The sequence below is a fragment of the Micromonospora sp. B006 genome, from assembly GCF_003408515.1.
GTDB lineage: Bacteria > Actinomycetota > Actinomycetes > Mycobacteriales > Micromonosporaceae > Micromonospora > Micromonospora echinospora_A.
Genome location: NZ_CP030865.1, coordinates 5,236,025 through 5,254,204, shown reverse-complemented (window position 1 = coordinate 5,254,204; position 18,180 = coordinate 5,236,025). Strand labels below are relative to the sequence as shown.

The window sequence follows — 18,180 nt, the reverse complement described above, 5'->3', positions numbered from 1 at the left end:
CGACGTGCCGCGCTACGACTCGTGCTTGGTGCCACAAGTGACGCCGATCTCGGCCTCTACAGCCCACGGCGTACTCACGCAGTGGTCTCCGCCGATCATGACGGCCAAGTCCTGGACGCCGCTTCACTACCGGACGGAACTGGCGAAACGCTAGCGCAGCCGCAAGGCGTAACGTCGGGTGATGTGAGGCGACGGGCAGTAGTGACGTTAGGCGTGATAGCTGCTATGGCAGGCGCCGAGAAGCGTCTTCCAGATTTCAGCAACGGCCGGGCGCGCAAGATCGGTGTCGGGGACGTGGTGCCGTTGGAGCGCAGCGTGAGGCATCTGTACAGCCTCGACTATCAGATCGGCGGCGGCAGCCTGTGGCAGGCCGCCGCCATCAAAGTCCGTGACGGCTACTCGATGCTGGAACAGGGCTACTACTCCTCCCCCACGGAGAGCCGACTCCTCAAGGTCACCGCCCGTCTGGAGATGTGCACCGGATGGCTCGCCCTCGACGCGGGCGAGCATGTCGTCGCCCGTACACGCTTCGCAGAAGCGCTGATCCTGGCGCGACAAGCGCAGGATCGAGAGGTCGAAACGGCAGCCCTTACCTACCTGGCAGGTCAGGCCAACTCACTCAACCGACCGCGAGAGGCCCTCCGCTTCGCCTCATCCGCCGCGCAGGTACCTACGATCAATCAGCATCCGCGCTTAGCCGCCATCCCCTGGCTGCGTCTCGCCGTCGCGTCATCGCTGACAGGCGATGCGCGCGGCTCCGAGGCCGCCCTCACGAACGCACGGAGGATCGTCGACCGTGACAGCGAGAAGCCAGCCGCAGAGTGGTGCTCCTTCCTGAGCCACACCGAGATCGATGGGCTCCACGGCACGTGCCAGCTAACGCTCGGCAGGCCGGTCCGCGCGGAGAAGTTGCTCGACGCAGCTGTCAGCGGCTACAGCGACGGTTACGCACGAAACCGAGCGTTGTACCGCGTCCGGCTCGCTCATGCACGCCTCCTGCAGGGTGAACCGGAAGGTGCGGCCGGCGCAGCGCATGCCGCACTGGACGACATGGTTGGCGAAGTGGCAAGCTCACGAGTCTCGACAGAAATGGCGAAGTTGTCGCAACTTTTCGCAGCCCACCAGGGCGTTGCCGAAGTCGACTCGTTCCTCGATCGATACCGAAAGACGTGACCATGGAGATGGACGAGAAGATTCTTGCTGTGCGAATCCGAAAGCTGGAACAAGAGTCTTTCCATGAATATCGGGATGAGCTGATCGAGGTTTACGAAGAGGTATATGCCGGGCAGCTTAATGATCCCTTCTTCTCCTCGGAGACATACTGGAGTCGGCTAACGGCCTACGCCGCAAGGAATGGGTTTCGGGCTGTTGCCGGCAAGGTCGACGAAACGCTGGTCGGATATGCCTTGGGTTATACATTGCCCGCGGAATCGCGGTGGTGGCAAGGGTTGCGATCCGCCGTGGATGCGAAGGCACTCGTTGAAACCGGCACCAGAACGTTTGCCCTCAACGAAATCATGGTGCGAAAGAGATGGCGACGTCGCGGGATCGCCCGACAGTTGCATGATGCCCTCATTGAGGAGGCAAGCGAGGAGCGAGCAACGCTACTCGTACTGCCTGACAATGTTGCCGCCCAGGCCGCATACCGCAGTTGGGGGTGGCAAATGATCGGCGAACTTCAACCCTTCGATGACGCTCCTGTATACGACTCGATGATTCTCGAATTGACCGAGTCGCAGCAGGACGGAGATGCGGGCGGTGGTCAGGGCATGCGTCGAGCGGGGCAGCGTGGGTGAGGTCAGGCCAGGCCAGGCGTCTGGCGGCGGCGACCGATCAGCCGAGTGAGCCCACGGCTAAAGCGCGTGGTGACACGTCCTGCAACGCTTCGTCCGCTGTAACCTCCCATCAGGCTGGCGCCACCGCACATAGTGACAATTATGTGTCTACAGAAGGTGTGTACCGATAAGAGCCCGGGCAGAGCTACCGGCGTTGGATCACCAACAGCTCGTCGCGAGCACGGGTTGCAGCTACGTACACCAATGACCGGGCCCGGAGCTCAGCGTCGTGCCGCTCGATAGGATCAAGCTCGTTGAGTCTGGCCCTCTCGGCGACAGACTGAAACCCGACGTCGGCGAGTACAACCTTGGCGAACTCCATGCCCTTCGCCCGGTGCATGGTCATGACCAGCACCCGGCCCTCCCCCGGGCGGTCGCGGTCGACCGCCCGGGCCGGCACCCCACGCTCGTTGAGCGCGTTGACGACCCTCTCCCGCTGAAACTTGTCGTGCACGAGAACGGCGATCGTCTCGGGTATGGCCCCGCCGTCGCGCCAGGAGCGGATGCGGTCGGCGATCCTGTCCAGCTCCGAGGCGAGCGAGTCCAGCGTCTCCACCGCTGGCGCCGGGCCCGATCGTGCCGACCGATAGCCGGTGATCTCCGTATGTTCTTCGAGGTCGACGTAGTGACCGCCGTCGAGCACAGTCATCGCGTAGCGTAGGTTCTGCGCCGTAGTGCGGTAGTTGAGGCTGAGCCGCTGCGACCGACCGACGATCTTGATGCCGTAGCGGCCCAGGACGGTTCGGCTGCCGTAGATGCGCTGGTGGGAGTCCTCCGCGATGAACAGGTCGTCCTCGCCCTCGGCGACCAGAGCGCGCAGCATCTGCCAGTGCGTCGGCGACAGGTCCTGGCCTTCGTCGACGAGCACGTGGTCGGCTTGGCCACCGCTGGTCGTCAGGTAAGCGGCGGCGACGGCGGCGGCCTCGGCGAAGTCGAGTGTGCCGTCGATGCGGCACTGCGCCCGGTAGGCGGCGATCAGCGCCCAGACGCTGTCCCGCTTGGCCCGGTCGAGGGCCACGCCACGACCGGGCCGGCGTACCCGGCGGTACTCGTGCTCGTTCTTGACCTTGTTGGGCAGGACGATAAGCGCGTATTCGTTGCTGAGGAACGTCTCGTTGACGATCTCCGGCGGCAGCGAGGTCGCCGACGCTTCGATGACCTCCCGCCAGCGGCCGGTCGGCGTACGGCCGGTCGGCGTCGATCGGGCCTCGCCCAGGACGGCGTGGACGGCGTCGGCGATGCCGGCGCCGGCGGACCGGATGACGGTGGCGGCGAGCGCGTCGACGCCGGTGACATGGACGCCGGGTACGTCGAGTGCTGACGCCTGCGGCACCGTCGGGTCGAGTAGCCCGAGACCGTCACGGAGCGCGTCTGCCAGGTTCGTGGTGAAGGTCGTCAGCACGATCCGCGCGTCGGGCCGCTCCCGGGCCAGCGCGCGAGCGCGATGCAGGAGGACGACCGTCTTCCCGGTGCCGGCACCGCCTGAGAGCCGAAAAGGTCCCCGGTAGCGGCGCACCGCGTAGTGGCGCTGCTCGGGGTGCAGGAAGACCCGCCACGAACCGAAGTCGCCGTTCTCGATGACTCGGCGGAGTTCCTCCTGGCCGTCGATGAAGGCGAACTGGGCCTGAGCGGCTGGTTGCTGGAGCGACCGAAGCAGGTCGGCGTCGTCGTCACCGGTCTGGTCGGGCGCTTCGAGGTGCAGCCGCTCGGCGATGGCGTCGATGGAGTCCTGGGTGGCGAGGTCCACCAGGAGCAGTCCCAGCCAGCCTTCGTGGCGTTGCGCCAGCTCCAGGACGGCATCCTCGTCCGGCGCGGCCATTGCCTGGTCGGCGATGTCGGAGGGCACGCCGAGCCGATCGACGAGTTCGCTGCGGCTGCGTCCGAGCCGGACCAGCAGCGGCTCCACCGGGTCCGCGTGGGGGTACTCCGGGCGGGACACGGCAAGGCGGCCGCCGTGCGACGGTGCGATGGGTCCGGCCTCCTCGATCTGCGGCAGGCCATTGATCGGATTCACCTTGAGACGGATCCGGGCGGCGACGGCGATGGCGTCGTCGTGGGGCCAGACGCCGTGGATGACGTAGTGGCACTCCCCCGCGCCGTCGAGCCGAAACATCACGGCCCGCCAGAACTGGTCGACGCGGCCGGTGCGGACGCGGGGGTCGGCCGCCCCGGCGATCGGTTCGACGTGCAGGCCGGCAGTGGTGTCATCGGCGGAGAGCTTCTGCAGGAAGGTCATCGCCTTGGCCTTGACCGAGCCATCGATCTTGACGGGCCACTTGGTCATGATGATTGTCGGCATCAGCGCTCTCCGTGCTCGGTGGTACCGGTCAGTGCCGCGACGATGGCATCCGGGTCCGGCCGCACGACGTACCAGCCGGCAGCGCTGAGATCGGCGCGGTCCTCGTCGGGCATGTCGTAGAGGTCCACGGCGACGTGCCGGTGGGGCCAGCAGATGTCCATCGGGATGCCCTGCGGGCCCTCCGCGCCGATCAGCGGGGCGTCGAGGTCACCGCGGGTGGCGAGAAGCCGGATCAGATCGCGTTCGGCGCCCGGCGCGGCCGACTCGTACGCGGACACCCAGCTATCGTCCACGCCCTCCGGAAGCCCGTCCGAGCTGGCCGGTTCCGGCATGGTGGTCGCGGCGGTGAGGGCGTGCGCGCGGCTGGTGGTCGTGATGACGGTGGGCCAGTCACGCAGGGACATCGCATTAGACAGTTGCAGCCACAGCCGCCAGGCGTCGGCGTGGGCGGCATCGAGTGCCAACTCCCGGTCGTCGAGCACAAGCGCGGCGTGTACCGCCGACCGCGTCGGCTCGACGACTACGACCAGCGCGCCGAACTGCCGCACCAGGACGGTCCGCCCGCCGGGTGGCAATTCCTCGCCGATCAACACGGCCCGCCCGATCGCGGCGAGGCCGACCCCGTCGGCACACGTGCGGCGGGACCGGCCGTCGACGAGGAACATCGGCACGGCCCTCGCGACGATCCCCAGGTCCGCCGGCCTGGGCGCCGACACCCAGGCCAGCAGCCAGGAAATCGGGCCGGAGCGCAGCCCTTCGTACGCACTCGGCGCGGCCTGGAACGGGGCCTGCTTGATCAGTCTGGCCACCGTCGCCTCGGCGAACCACACCGGCGCGGCGCTCGTCTCCTGCTCGGCGGCGGCGAGGTCGGCGGCGGTGACGGCCAGGACGACGCGGCCGGTGTCGCGCAGGATCTGGCGTTTCTCGGCGTCCTCGGCGAGCCGGTTACGGGACGCGACCGCGTGGAAGGCCCGCCCGTCGGTGAAGATGGCCACCGCCGGTACGGAGGTGTCGTTGGATTCCAGGAGGAAGTCGGGGCGGGAGTTCTCGACGTTCACCTGTGGGGTGAGGGTCCACTGCCGGTGGTCACCGGGCAGGGTGAAGCGCAGGGCGTTGCCCCAGGGTTTGGGCACTTCGGTGGTGGCAGCTCCGATCGCCTTCAACCGCTGCACGATCAACTTGCGGAAGCGTTGTTCCAGGTGCGATTCGGGGCTGTCCTGCGGCGGAGTCTGCACCAGCGTCCACGGCGGGCCGTCGGCGCTGTCGGCGCTGTCGGCGTCCTCGGACAGGCCGAGCAGGTGGGCGAGGTGTCGCTCAGCGGCGGCACGGGATGTGCGGCGGAGTGCGACGGGCGGGGTGAACGGCAGCAGGCAGCGATGGCAGGCGAGGCGTTCCTCGTGCCGGCATTCGCAGTCGCGCACCCGCCGCCAGGCCCGCGCCAGCAGGTCGCGCAACTGTCGTGGGTCGGCCAGGTCGGCCAGGTATCCGGTGCCACCGGGCACCACGTCGTGCAGCAGCAGCGCGTCGTGGTTGTCGGTGCCGTCGCTGAGGGTCGGATCGACGACGTGCTCGACCTGCAGGTGGTCGGGGTGCCCGCCGATCTGCTCACGCAGCCCGAGCAGCAGCGCCGCGGCCAGGCTAGGCACGGCGAAGTCGTCGCCGAGGGTGACCGCGTACGGCAGGCGCAGCAACAGCCCTTGGGTACGCAGGGTCCGGGAGAGAGCGACGGCGACAGTGTTCTCCCTGGCCGACCTCCGGTACGGGCACCAGGCGCGGTGTTCGTGCGGGCGGTTACGGCCGGAGTCCGTGTCGAGCTTGCCGCACCCGCTGCACACCCGGAACAACGCTCCGGTGCGTTCGTCGGCCGAGATGATCCGCGACATGCCGTGACCCGGGACGCCGACGTTCAGCCACCGCAGGTCCATGGCGCGCAGATAGGTGCAGCCCAGTCCGGTGTTCTCGGCGAACCACTTCGCCGCCACACCCGCCGGGTCGATGTCGGCGGCCGTGATGAGCTGGAACGGGATGCGGTCGCGTTGGTCGCGCCGGTCGGAGATCTTCACCTCGTCACGGCGCACCTCGGCGGAGACGTGGGCCAGTTCCACGACATGGAGATGCTGGCCGGTGTCGGCGATGCCGGTGCTGCCACACCGCAGGCACTTGGCGATCCGTTGTTCCTGACCCGTGGCGGCGATGTCGGCGGCGTAACCGCAGGCCGGGCAGAACGCCCAGGGGCGGATGGATTCCCCGTCGATGCCGAGGTCGATCGCGTCGACGGAGATCTCCCAGCCCCGGGCGTAGAAGGTCGCGCCCGGCGCGAACTCGCGGATGGCCTGCGCGGAAGCGCGCTGGAACTGGGCGCTGTCACTTTCGAACTCGCCGGAGTCGGGGTTGGTCCAGCTGATCCCGACCGCGAGGGTGACGGTGTCGTCGAGCAACGTGTAGTTGGGCAGAAGGCCGTGTTCCTCCAGCACGCTGATCCAGTATTCGCCGCGCAGGTGACCGAGTTGCCCACCGATCAGTTTGCGGGTGGTTCGGGCCGACCGCAGGGCACGCTTGTCGTCGTCGGTGACGGCCGGGGAGGCGGCCTTGGCCTCCAGTTCCGGCAACACCCTGTTGATCTGGGTCTGGCGCTGCCGGAGTGTCTCGACGGTCTGCTGCCAGCGCCGGCTGGCCGCGTGCACGTGCCCGGCGAACAGGCTGGTTCTGGCGCCGGCCACCGGACTTACCCAGTGGATGAGCGCATCGACCGTGGATCTGGGCAGTGCTCCGACGGTGTCGGTGAACCGGCGTACCGCGTCGGCCCCACCCGTCTCGGCCGCGGCGATGAGCTCGCCGAGGAACGACCCCGGCGCGCTGGAGCCGATGGCCTGCTGGGCGCTGCTCGGGTGGGTGTGGCGTCCGTCGCGGGCCATGCCATCGACGAGGCAGGCGGTGAACTGCCGTCGCAGGATCTCCTCGGCGCTCAGGTAGGTGGCGGGTGGACGTACCTCGCCGTTGATGACCGACAGCGGGTCACCGAGCTTGGGTAGTTGCTCGCCACGCCCGGTCAGGTAGGCCAGATTCAGGGCGTTGCCGGTGATGCGTCCGGCCCGCCCCACCCGCTGCAGGTAGGACGCCACGGTACGGGGCAGCGACGAGAGCAGGACCGCCGACAGGTCACCGATGTCGATGCCCATCTCCAGCGTCGGCGTAGCGACCAGCACGTTCGGCGCGTCCGGTTCGGACGCGGACCTCTTGAAGCCCTCCTCGTAGCTCAGCCGGGTGGCGTCGTCCAGCAGGCTGGTGTGCTCGCGCGCGACGATCCGGCGCATGTCCGGCGAGCTGTACAACCGGCGGTAGAAGTTGTCGGCCAGCGCCTCCCGGGTCAGTCGGCCGTGGCAGCGCACCAGCATGCACGGCGCCCCGTCGAGCTGGTCGACCGTGGTGCGACTGCCCGGCACCAGCGCCCGGCAGGTGTCGCAGGCCAGGAGGTGACGCCCGGCGGTGAGGTCGTCGAGCCGGGCCGGTCCCACCGCCACGCCGGATGGTGGGATCGCGTAGACGGTGGCGCCGCTCTGGCTGGTGACGGTGGTGAGGACACCGTCGCGGGCGAGCCGGTCGAGCAGCAGGCGGACGAGCCGCCCTCCGTCGGCGGGGCTGACCGACAGCGCCCGCGAGGTCCAGCGCGCGTACCAGGACTGAGCCGCCGTGACGGCGTCCAGGTCACTGTCGCGGACTGGGTTGGCGGAGCCCCCGACGCGCGGATAGCTCGGCGCCGGCCGGGTGTTGGGGAAGGCTGGCATGCCCTCGTCCCGGGGCCGCCCACCCCAGATGGACCAGCGGTTCCCGTCCTCCCGCCGGAAGGTGGCGAACCAGGGGTGGTCGATGGCACCCTGCACCCGCATCCGGTCCAGCACGCCGCGCACCCACCGGACGAGTATCTCGTCGGACGGCTCGGCGTGATCCGCGCCGAGCGGGTTCTGGACGGCGAACCCGGTCAGGACGGTCCGGGCCGCGGCGGCCATCCGGGTCGGCGGGCCGGCGTCCACCTCGATGGTCGCGGCGCCGGTCAGTTCCAGGGTCCGGCCGGTACGCGAGTTGAGCCCGAACTCCAAAGCCACGTCGAGGGCGAGCCGCTTCCTTACCCGGGACATCACCCGGGCAGGCACCCCCCGCAGCGTCTTCGACGTCCAGAACGGGACGAACGACTCTCGGTCGACGCAGTCGGGGCCGAGCAGGCGGTAACGTTGGAAGCTGTCCTCGCCGGTGCGACGGATCGCGTCCTCTACCAGCGCGTCCAGGGTGAGGGTGCCGGGGGCGATCGCGGCGTTGAGCGCCGCCCGCAGTGTCAAGGTGTGCGAGCGGGCCTCCACGAAGCCCGCCCGGTGGGCGGCGTCCTGCACCGAGTCGGTGAAGACCAGGGCCTTCTTCTCCTGTACGTCGAGCGCCGCCGACCCGAACAGGGTGGACAGGGACACCGACAGCAGAGTGGCGATGGCGCTGCCGAGGAACCGGATTCCGTCCGGCTGGGAGCAGGAGGGACAAGTGTCGTCGCGGGCGTGCTCGTCGGCGTCCCGGCCGACGGTGGTGAGCACCGGCAGGATCCACCCGTCGCGCAGGTCGGAGTCGTCGTCGGGCGGGGCGGCGTCGAGCAGTTCCCGGCCGCGTACCGAGAACCAGGCCAGCCCGTCCGGGTGCGTGGCCCCGTCGTACGCGGCGTTGGCTTCCGCCGGCGCGTACAGCAGGGCCCGGAAGCGTCCTTCGCGGGTGGCGTGGTCGCGCCGGATGCTCTCGTCGTCGGCGGCGAGGCCGGTGCCGACCGGAGCGAGCGCGACACCCCAGCCGGAACGGCCGCAGAACCGGCAGTAGACGGCCGGAAACGACGGCCGGATGTCCTCGGTGTCACCACCGGGCACGGGTGGCCCGTCGTCGCCCCAGCGGAACCGGGCGGTGGTGTCAGCGGCCCGGTCGATCCGGGTGAGTTCGCGCACCCACAAATGCACGTCGACAGCGAGGGCGTCCCGTCCAGCCACCGCCCGGATGTGCCCGAGGGCCGCCACCACTGCCGATATCGCCTGCGACCAGTCGGTGTCGAAGCCGCCCGCCGCGAGGCGTGAGGTGCGCCGGTCCGCCTGACCGGCGATCCGGCGTACCAGGTCGTCGACGCCGACGGCGTCGGCGGTCTCGTGAGTGAGTTCCTGCACCAGCGGATGCGCCTTCGCCAGCGCGAGCAGCAGGTCCGGCCCGGCCTCCGCGAGTCGGTCATGGTCACCGGACCAGAGCAGACCCAGGACGGTACGGGTGAGAGCGGTGCCGTCCGGGTCGGCCCCGAGCGCCTCGACGGCTGCGCGTACCTCGTCGGGCCGGAACGCGTCCGCGACGGCGAAGCCGGCTCCGGCGACGACGGCTTCCGCGTCCCCCACCCATTCGGCGAGGTCTTGCCGGGACTCGGTTACCACCGCGTCGGCGGGGAACGGTTCGCCGAACACCGTCTCAGCAAAACCGAGCATGGCGCCCGGATCTCCCTTGTCGCCCAGGGTCGCCGACGTGGCCACCGGCGTCATTAGCCCCAGCGGCCGGGACCACGCGGCCTTGGTGACCGCGGGGTCGTCGTCGCGCCAGTAACTCTTCAGCGCGAGACCGAGACGGCGCAGCAGCATGGCGACGTCGGTTCCCTGCGCGCCGTCGTAGGTGTGGAACTCGTCGAGCACCAGGTAGCGCAGGCTGGCCGCGGACTGCTGCCACAGGCTCTGGTCCTCGTGGCGCAGCAGCAGCTGGTCGAGCATCTTGTAGTTGGTGAGCAGGATGTCGGGCGCTGTGTCCCGGATGATCCCCCGATCGGTGATCAACCCGTCGGCGGTGACCATCGTCCGCGGCCGGCCCTTCTCCCCGGTGTAGAGCGCGGCGGTGATCGACGCCAGCTCCGGGTGACCGGTCAGCAGCCCAGCGAGGCGGCCGGCCTGGTCGTTAGCGAGCGCGTTCATCGGGTACAGGATCAGCGCCTTGATCCCGCTGACGCCCTCCAGCCGGGCCCGGCGCACGTGGTCGAGGATCGGATACAGGAACGCCTCGGTCTTGCCCGAGCCAGTGCCGGTGGTGACGAGCGTCGGCTGCGGACGCCGCCCACCCAGGGAGGTCAGCCGCGCGAACGCGGCGGCCTGATGGCCGTACGGGTCGGGGCCCGCGTACCAGTCGAGGTGCTGCCGCCAGCCCTGCTCCGCCGGACGGAAGGGCAGGCGCAGGCGCACGTACGGCCCTTTGAACATGCCGGTCACCGGGTCGGACAGGAACGTGTCGAGGCCGTCCCGGGCGTCCGCGTCGGTAAGCGCGAACGTCGTCGTCAGATAGTCGACAAGACTGTCCCGGACGTTCGCCGCCTGGACGGTGGGCAGCAGCTCGGTCACGAACGCTCCCGCAGGCGCTGCGCGAAGACCGCGTACGCCTGGCACATGTCCGCCTCCCGGTCCAGGGTGACGAACGGCAGCTCATAGGTGTAGGTGTTGCCGGCCTGGTTGGTGGCGGTGCGCTCCTCGGCGGTGATCCGGTCGTCGCCCTTCCTGCGCCAGACGGTGAGCACAGAGTTGGGCACCAGCCGGCCGTTCGCGTCGTAGAAGTAGACGTTGCGGTCGTAGCCGCGCAGCACGGCGAACTGGGTCCGGTAGATCGAGCACAACTCGTCGGCTGTCAAGCCGAGGGCAAGTGCGACCAGCGCGTCGATCTCGACGAGCGCCTGCCGCCGATCCGCAGCGATCCGCAGAGGGGTAACGAATGTCCATTCCGGCTCGACGAGGCCGAGCGGCGCCTTCCGCCTGTGGTCCAACCCACCGGCCCAGGCGTCATCGACGAAATCCTTGAGGTAACAATCTCGCCATAGCTCCGAGAACGCATCCGTCACGCAATTCAGTCGCGCTGCGCGAAGCAACAGATATGAATCGAGTGGCTGAACTCCCCGAAATGCCAGTCGCATTACGGCGCCAGCGCGAATATTGGACTTGGGTGCAACCCTAATGGAGAAATCCGAAATCAAAGACGAGAGATACCCGCATGCGGTTACCAGTGTACGCAATTTGCCTTCCGGTAGCCCAGCTGAGTAGATGCCATCTACGTGCGCAGCGCCCGGCGGAATCAGGGCGGGTATCAGGGTTCGTTCTCCCTGGTTAGCAGCCATGTTGCGCCAGGCGACCCGGTAGTGGTCGCGGGCGGGATCGGGGTGGTCCTCATCGCCCCAGTCGGTGTAGGCGCAGTCGTAGTCGTACCGGTCGCCTCGGGGTTGGTAGGCGGTGGCAGGGATCGCGTCAGCCGCCAACGCCTCGAAGTCCGTCACCGACCAGTCCTTATTGCTGACCAGCGTGGGGTTCGGCGTCTTGTTCAGCGGCGTCGAGACGTACAGATGCGGCCCCTGCAGGATCACGTCATCCCAGGAGGCCGGCACACCCCACTCCGACTCGAAATACCCATTGCGCCGATCTGTTGTCTCGTTCCACCCCTGCGAGAATTGGAGTCCGAGCTTTCCGAGACGCGATGCGCGAGACAGCTTTTCAAGCACTGCCGCCGCTGACCGGTTCACCGCATACACCATTCGGGTCTGTCGAATGGGGACGTCGTCGGTCTCCATCGTGGCGTGCCAAGCTCGCAACGTCTCCTCGGTGACCGTAATGATCCGCGAGCGGTGGGGGCGCACGTCCCAGCGTCCCTCGTCGTCCTTGAGTCCCGGCTCCGGCCCGGAGCCATCGTGGACCATTGAACGGACAGCCGTGTCGGGGTGGTAGAGCCAACTCGCCTGGGTGAACCCCGACTTGCTCTGCCGCGGCCCGTGCACTGTGATACCGAAGTGCTTGTGATTCTGGATCTCAAAGAGCAGCAACTGATTGATGAAGTGCCAGTGGCGGCGGAGGCGCACGTAGAGCTCGGCGCGGAGAAGGCCCGCGTTCTCGTCCGTGAAATGCGAGTTCAGGTGGATCATGCCGATAGTGCCGCGGGCCGACCCATGCCGCCACATCACCTCCATGAAGCAGCGGTATAGGTCGGGGCGCAGGCCGGCGAGATGCGGATACTGCGGCGTCGCGCTGACGAAGGAACCCACGCAAACGGTGTCCGCCGTGCCGTCGATAACGAGGTTCGACATGCCAGGCAGGTCGAAGGTGGCATCACGCTTGGTGGCCACCTGCGCCTGCGATGGCCTGTGCGCGAGCTGCCACCAAGGATCGCCCTCGGCCAGCAGTGCCGGCACGTCGACGTCCGGCCGGACCCACGGCGGGTTGCCGACCTGGAGGTCGAAGCCGCCCCGGGCGAACACGGTGGCGAAGTCCAACTGCCAGTGGAAGAAGCCCTGCCGCGCGGCGATGCGCTCGCACACCACTAGCCACGGGTGCTCACGCCGCACCGTCTCGATCGGCTTGGCGTTGGCGAAACCGATCTCGACCCGTTCGGCCTCGTTGAGTTCGTGCCAGCTCATCCCGGCGGTCAGGGTCGGGCCGGATGTCTTCCGCTTGCGAAGTTCCGGGTTGCGGCCCAGCAGCGCCTGCAACCCGGCCACCCACTGCACGACCGTAGGTGGGGCGATCACCTTGCCGTCGACGGTCGCGGACTCGTCGGTGAGCGGCCAGAACCACAGCGCCGTCCAGGCGTCCATCGCCCGGCGCAGCCGCCGGTAGGCGCCGTCCTCGTCGGCGAGCGCCTTCTCGATCTCCTCGCGCTGCACCGCCCCACCGGCCGGTAGCTCGCCCGCCTCCCACACCGGGATACGCCGACGGATTTGCTGCTCGGCGAGGTCCAGGCGGCGGTACGCGATCTGCCACAGCGACTCGACGCGGTGCGCCAGTTCGGCGTACGCGTCGATGGTTTGCTTTGTGGGTTTGGTCTTGGTGCTTCCCCGCCAGGTCTTGAGCCTCTTCGCGGCGACGGGGGCGAGCGCGGCGGCCTCCCTGGCGTCGGCGGCCGAACCCCAGCCGTCGGCTGGCAGCAGGAAGTGGTGGATGCCGTCGGTGGCGACCTGGCCGGCGGCCATGTCGTCGACCAACGAGGTCAGTGGCATCTCCTCGGGCACGGCGCCCAGCCAGGACTTGTCGGCGACCTGGCCGCGACGGTAGACGGCCCGACGGGCGCCGATCAGCGAGTTGCCGCGCTTCAGGTGCAGCCCGAACCAGGGTGCCGGCAGGCCCGGCACCATGGTGTCCAGCCACAGGGTGATCTCGGCGAGTTCGACGGCTGTGGCGTTCAGGTCGACGCCGTAGACGTTGTGCAGGGCGAGGTACGCCTTCACCTCCTGCAGGCGTCTTGGGTAGTCGTCCGGGTCGATGGTCTTGCCCTGGGCGGCCAGTTCCTCCTTGCGGCGCTTGAGATACTGCTCGGCGAGCTGCCGCACCGCCTCGATGGCGAACGCGCCCGAGCCGAGCGCCGGTTCGCAGATCGTCATGCCGAGGATGTCGACCGCCGGGGTGCGTTCGCCGTTCTGGTCAAGCAACTCCTCCAAGGCCTGCCCGACGGTGAACCTCGTCAGCACCTCGGGGGTGTAGTAGGACGCCGACTGCTGACGTTCCCGGCCGGCCAGCCGGAACACGAACGAGCCCTGCTTGTGCAGCAACGGCCGCAGCTCGCCGGTCACCGGGTCGGCGTCCTTCACGAAGTCGGCGGCGGCGATGCCGCCCGCCCGGTCCACTGGCACCACCCAGGAGCCCTTGCCGGCATCGCCGCCCTTGGCGACCTCGTACAGGTCCGTCTCGGCGAAGAAACCGGTGTACGACATCAACCCCTCGTAGACCGCGCCGAGCTGGTTGATGCCCAGTTGCGCATACGAGATGAAGCCCCGGTCCCGGCCGCGCCGCTCCTTGCTCAGCAGCAGGTGGGTCAGCACCTCCTGAAGCGCGGCATTGCCGAGACCGACCGCGTCGATGTGCGCGGTGGCGCTTGGCCGGAACAGGTCGGCGCGTAGCGGGTTGAAGGTGAGTCCCGGTGCGGACAACGCCTCCTCGTCGTCCAGTTCGGCGCTACGGTGGCCCTTGTCGACCAGCCGGAACAACACGCCCAGCGACTCGTACAGGTGGGTGCCGGTCCGGGCGCGCGGGGTGGCCAGTTGCACCTGGACGAGTTCCCGCAGCCGGTCCAGGCTGTAACCCCGGTCGTACTCGGGGGCGCCGACCGGCAGCACGCCCAGATCGGGCGAGGCCTCGGCATAGAGCAGGAACAGGATGCGGTAGAGGAAACGCAGCGCCTGCTTGGCCAGCGGCTGTGCCTGTGCCGCGGGCAGCGGTTCGAGGGCCTGAGCGCGGCGACGGGCCACCACCTCGTTGGCGAGGATCTCGATGGAGAGGCGTACGCCCTCGCGAAGGTCCTTGGAGACGCCGACGGTGTGTTTGATCGACTCGTCGAGGACGCCGCTCCACCACAGGCCGCCGTCCGCGTCCGGAGCGATCGAGGCGGCAGACAGGCAGGTCAGCGCGCGGTCGATCTCGCCGCCGCGTCTGGTGTCGTTGCGCTCGCAGATCAGTTGCAGGTCGACGGCGAGATAGCGGCCCTCGGCCCAACGCTCCCGTTCCGCCAGCACCGCCCAGCGACCCGCCAGGATGAGGATCAGATCGGGCGCGTCGTCCTCACCGAACAAAGCCGAGGCCAGCCGGGCGGCCGAGGGGAGATCATCGCCGTCGTCGCTCAGGCGCACCGGCGCGGCCAGCGTCCGGCCGTCCTTGGCGAGAACGTCCTCGACCGTCGCGACCGGCTGGGCGAGCACGACGACAAGCGGCGCCCGCTCGGTGATGCCAGGCGCTGAGACGCGCAGGATCGGCCCGTCCCCGCTGACGGCGAGCCCGTGCCCGCGTACCCCCAGGATGCCGACGACGCGCTCATGGATCGACGCGATAGCGGCGGCGGTGGCCTGCGCATCGGTGGCGCCGAGGTCCGCCTCCACATCGGCCAGCTCGGTGAGCTTGGCGAGGTCGGCTTCAAGTTCCTGCCGGGCCTCGATGAACCGGCTGCGCGGAGTGGGCCGGCGCGCGTCGGCCTCCGCGTCCCATTCCTTACGGCGCTCCAGCACGCGGGCGTGGAACGACTCCCTCGTCGCGTCGGTGGTGAAATAGTGCTCCGAGATCCAGCCCTCGCCGACCAGGATCGCATCCGAGACGCTCATCGGGTGCCCCCGATCTGCGGCACGACGACCAGCAGTGGGCGGACCAATTGCCGGTCCGGGTTCATCTCGGCCACCAGCATCTGCTCCTGCGCGATGCTCACCCGGCGTTGCTTCAGGTCGCGACGCTGGATGAGCGCGTCCGCCTCGTCCTGCCACTGGGCCAGCCGGTGCGACCACTGCTCGATCCGGTGCGCGACATCCTTCTCGGCCGCCGCGAACAGGTCGCGCATCTGCGCGCGGGCGTGCTGAACGGCCGGGGCGATGAACCGGTCGAGCGCCTCGGCGCCAGGCACCGCTCCGGGATTGACCCGCACGGTGTCGAAGCCCAGCGCGGCCAGCGCCACGGCGGCCGACGGATGCGGGGTCACCGGGGCAAAGGACGGGTTGTCGGGCACCGGGAACTCGACGGTCAGCCAGGCAGCCGAGACGACCTGCCCACGCCGGTTGGTGAGCGTGCCCAGCAACAGCACGGTCGGCCCGTCGACCTCACCGCGGACCGCGAACACCTGATTGCGGCCCAGGCCGGCCAGCGCGCGGTCAGAGGCCCAGTCCAGCACCGGATGCAGCGGGCCCAGGTAGTGCGCGTCCGGCCAACTGGAACCGGTGTCGTCGCGGAGCGCCTGCTCCAGCCGGTCCTTGCCCCGGGCGACGGTGGTGGCCAGGACGAGCCGGTCGGCGACCCGCCGGTCGGTCAGATAGCTCTGCGGGAGAACGTCGAGGCGTTGCACCAGGTCGGGCGGCGGGATCAGCTCCGCCGTACCGAAGGCGGTGTTCCGCCGCCAGGCGACCCCGTTGTTGCTCGGCGGCCCGGTCGGGTCGACGAAGGCGGCGTGCAACGCCTCTTCGAGGTAGGAGACCTCGTCGGGGTAGAGCCCGGAGCCGACGGCCGCGGCCGTCTCGGGCAGCGGCGACTCGTCGGCCTCGTCGACGAGGCCGAAGAACATCGCCGACAGGTCGTCGGCGGCCAGCACCTCGTCCGGCGTTCGCACCACGTCGTCCAGGTCACGCTGCCCGGCCAGGACGGCACGGATGGCGTCCTCCTCGCCCTTGACGTCGTACCGGCCCATCAGCGAGGCGACGTCCCCGAGGGCACGGTGCGCCTCGTTCTCCTTGTCGACGAGTCGCGCCAGGATGCGGACGTCGCCGGCGAACCGGTCACTGTCCGGATCCAGCAGCAGGGCGGTGATCCGAGGCGAATGTCGCTGTCCGTACCGGTCGATGCGGCCGTTGCGTTGCTCGATCCGGATGAGGCTCCACGGGATGTCGTAGTGGATCAGATGGTGGCACTGGGCGTGCAGGTTCACCCCTTCGGAGGCGACGTCGCCGGTGACCAGCACGCGGATCGCCGTGTTCTCCTGCTTGAAGGCGTCGACGATCTGCTGCTGCTCGTCGTCGGGCAGGCCGCCGTGCATGACGGCGACGGCTCCGGCGGGCAGGCCGAGGTCGGCGGGCAGGTGCTCGTGCAACCAGGCGAGGGTGGCCAGCCGTTCGGCAAACACCACCGCCCGCATCGGCGAACCGGCGGCGACGCCGATCCCCTGGAGTCGGCAGACCAGCTCGGCGTACTTGGCCGAGCCTTCCTCCAACGCCACCGCGTTGAGGCCGGCCAACCGATCCAGCGCCGCGCGTTCTCTGTTCGCGGCGGCGTCGTGCCCGACCCGCCCCAGCCGCTGCCGGACGGTCTCCGCCAGCGCGGCCGGCGACGACAGAAACGCCTTGGCCAGCGTCCACGGGAACAGCGACGCGTTCTGCCCGGAGTAGGGCGTGCGCCGGTCCAGCGGCCACAGCCACACGTCCTCGAGTTCGCGTGCGACCGCGTTCTCCGCCGGGCTCGCGGGCACCAACACGTTCTCCGGCTCCTCCCGCTCCGCCCAGTCGGCGCCGACGACGCCGGCCACCTCGTCGCTGTGCCGGTGCCGGCGGATCACCAACCGTTCGATCTCGGCGGCCACCAGCTCGCCGCCCGGCGGGATAGCGGACGGATCGAGCAGCCGGACCAACTCGGCGAAGGACTCTTTGCGGCCGTTGTGCGGGGTCGCCGAGGCCAGGACCAGCGTTTCGGCATTGCGGGACAACGTCCGGGCCAGTCTGTTGTTCTGCGTGGCAGCGTTGGCCAGGTTGTGCGACTCGTCGATGACGACCGCGTCCCAGCGTTGCTTCTTCAAGCTGGCCGCGTACCGCTCCGACTTCAGGGTGTCAATCGAGATGATCGCCCGCCGGAAGTACGTGAACGGGTTGCGGTTGGCCGGGAGCTTCTGGCGGACCCGTTGGATGCCGGCCGAGTCGAGCCGGACGAACGGCAGTGCGAACCGGGACCACAACTCCTGCTGCATCTGTTCGAGCACGTGGCGTGGGGTCACGATGAGGATCCGCTCACCTCGGCCACGGCGTACCAGCTCCGACAGGATCATGCCGATTTCCAGGGTCTTGCCGAGCCCCACGGCGTCGGCCAGCAGGATCCGGGGACGCAGGTTGTCCGGGTCCAGCGCCTTGCGCACGGCGGTCTGCTGGTAACTCAACGGCGTGGCGAGAGCCTGGGTGGCCACGGTGAGCGAGCGGTCGGCGAGCGGAACCGCGGTCTTGCGGTAGGTGGACTCCAGCCAGAGCCGAGCATTGCGGTAACGCGGGCTGCTGTCCGCCACGACGCGCGCGGCTGCCGGGTCGAGCGGTGCGACGCGGTCGAGGGTGGCGTAGAAGCTGGCGGTGACGTCACGAACCAGCTCACCCAGCCCGCGGACATGCACGAGGAGCCCGTCCGCGGTTTCCTCCGCGGTCTGTACCAGCCATTCCTCGTCGCGGATGACCACCACCGACCCGGGCGCCACGTCGAGTGCCGACTCAGAACGGATATCGCCCACGGCCGTCTCCTCCCCCATCGAGTCGCGGTCCGAGGATCCTATGTAGAAGGTCGACGGCAGGACACCCCGTCATCCGTTCCTGCC

6 protein-coding genes are annotated in these 18,180 nt (G+C 69.1%); 2 read left to right on the top strand and 4 right to left on the bottom strand.

Annotation, left to right across the window (positions count from 1 at the left end; all coding sequences use genetic code 11):
* Window positions 1-225 precede the first annotated feature (225 nt).
* Both MicB006_RS23560 and MicB006_RS23555 read left to right on the top strand, forming a co-directional pair.
* A complete protein-coding gene (locus MicB006_RS23560) occupies window positions 226-1,173 on the top strand; it encodes a hypothetical protein (RefSeq protein WP_116508959.1) in 948 nt (315 codons plus the stop codon).
* 2 nt (window positions 1,174-1,175) lie between these two features.
* On the top strand, window positions 1,176-1,796 hold the full coding sequence (locus MicB006_RS23555) for a GNAT family N-acetyltransferase (RefSeq protein WP_225980462.1): 621 nt from the start codon (window positions 1,176-1,178) through the stop codon (window positions 1,794-1,796).
* Window positions 1,797-1,980: 184 nt separating this feature from the next.
* Here MicB006_RS23555 and MicB006_RS23550 read toward each other — a convergent pair whose 3' ends face one another.
* Genes MicB006_RS23550 through MicB006_RS23535 form a run of 4 tightly spaced genes read right to left on the bottom strand, consistent with a single transcriptional unit; the run spans window position 1,981 to window position 18,096 of the window.
* A complete protein-coding gene (locus MicB006_RS23550; protein WP_116508957.1) occupies window positions 1,981-4,134 on the bottom strand; it encodes a UvrD-helicase domain-containing protein in 2,154 nt (717 codons plus the stop codon).
* Window positions 4,134-10,520 (bottom strand): DEAD/DEAH box helicase, encoded by a 6,387-nt coding sequence (locus MicB006_RS23545; RefSeq protein WP_116508955.1) that lies wholly within the window; start codon window positions 10,518-10,520, stop codon window positions 4,134-4,136. Before MicB006_RS23545 ends, MicB006_RS23550 begins: the two co-directional genes overlap by 1 nt.
* Window positions 10,517-15,238 carry a class I SAM-dependent DNA methyltransferase gene (locus MicB006_RS23540; protein WP_116508953.1) on the bottom strand — a complete coding sequence of 1,574 codons (4,722 nt, stop codon included), beginning with the start codon at window positions 15,236-15,238 and terminating at the stop codon, window positions 10,517-10,519. The genes MicB006_RS23545 and MicB006_RS23540 overlap by 4 nt, the downstream gene beginning before the upstream one ends.
* Window positions 15,235-18,096: a helicase-related protein gene (locus MicB006_RS23535; RefSeq protein ID WP_116508951.1), complete on the bottom strand. Its 2,862-nt coding sequence runs from the start codon at window positions 18,094-18,096 to the stop codon at window positions 15,235-15,237. The genes MicB006_RS23540 and MicB006_RS23535 overlap by 4 nt, the downstream gene beginning before the upstream one ends.
* Window positions 18,097-18,180: the final 84 nt, after the last annotated feature.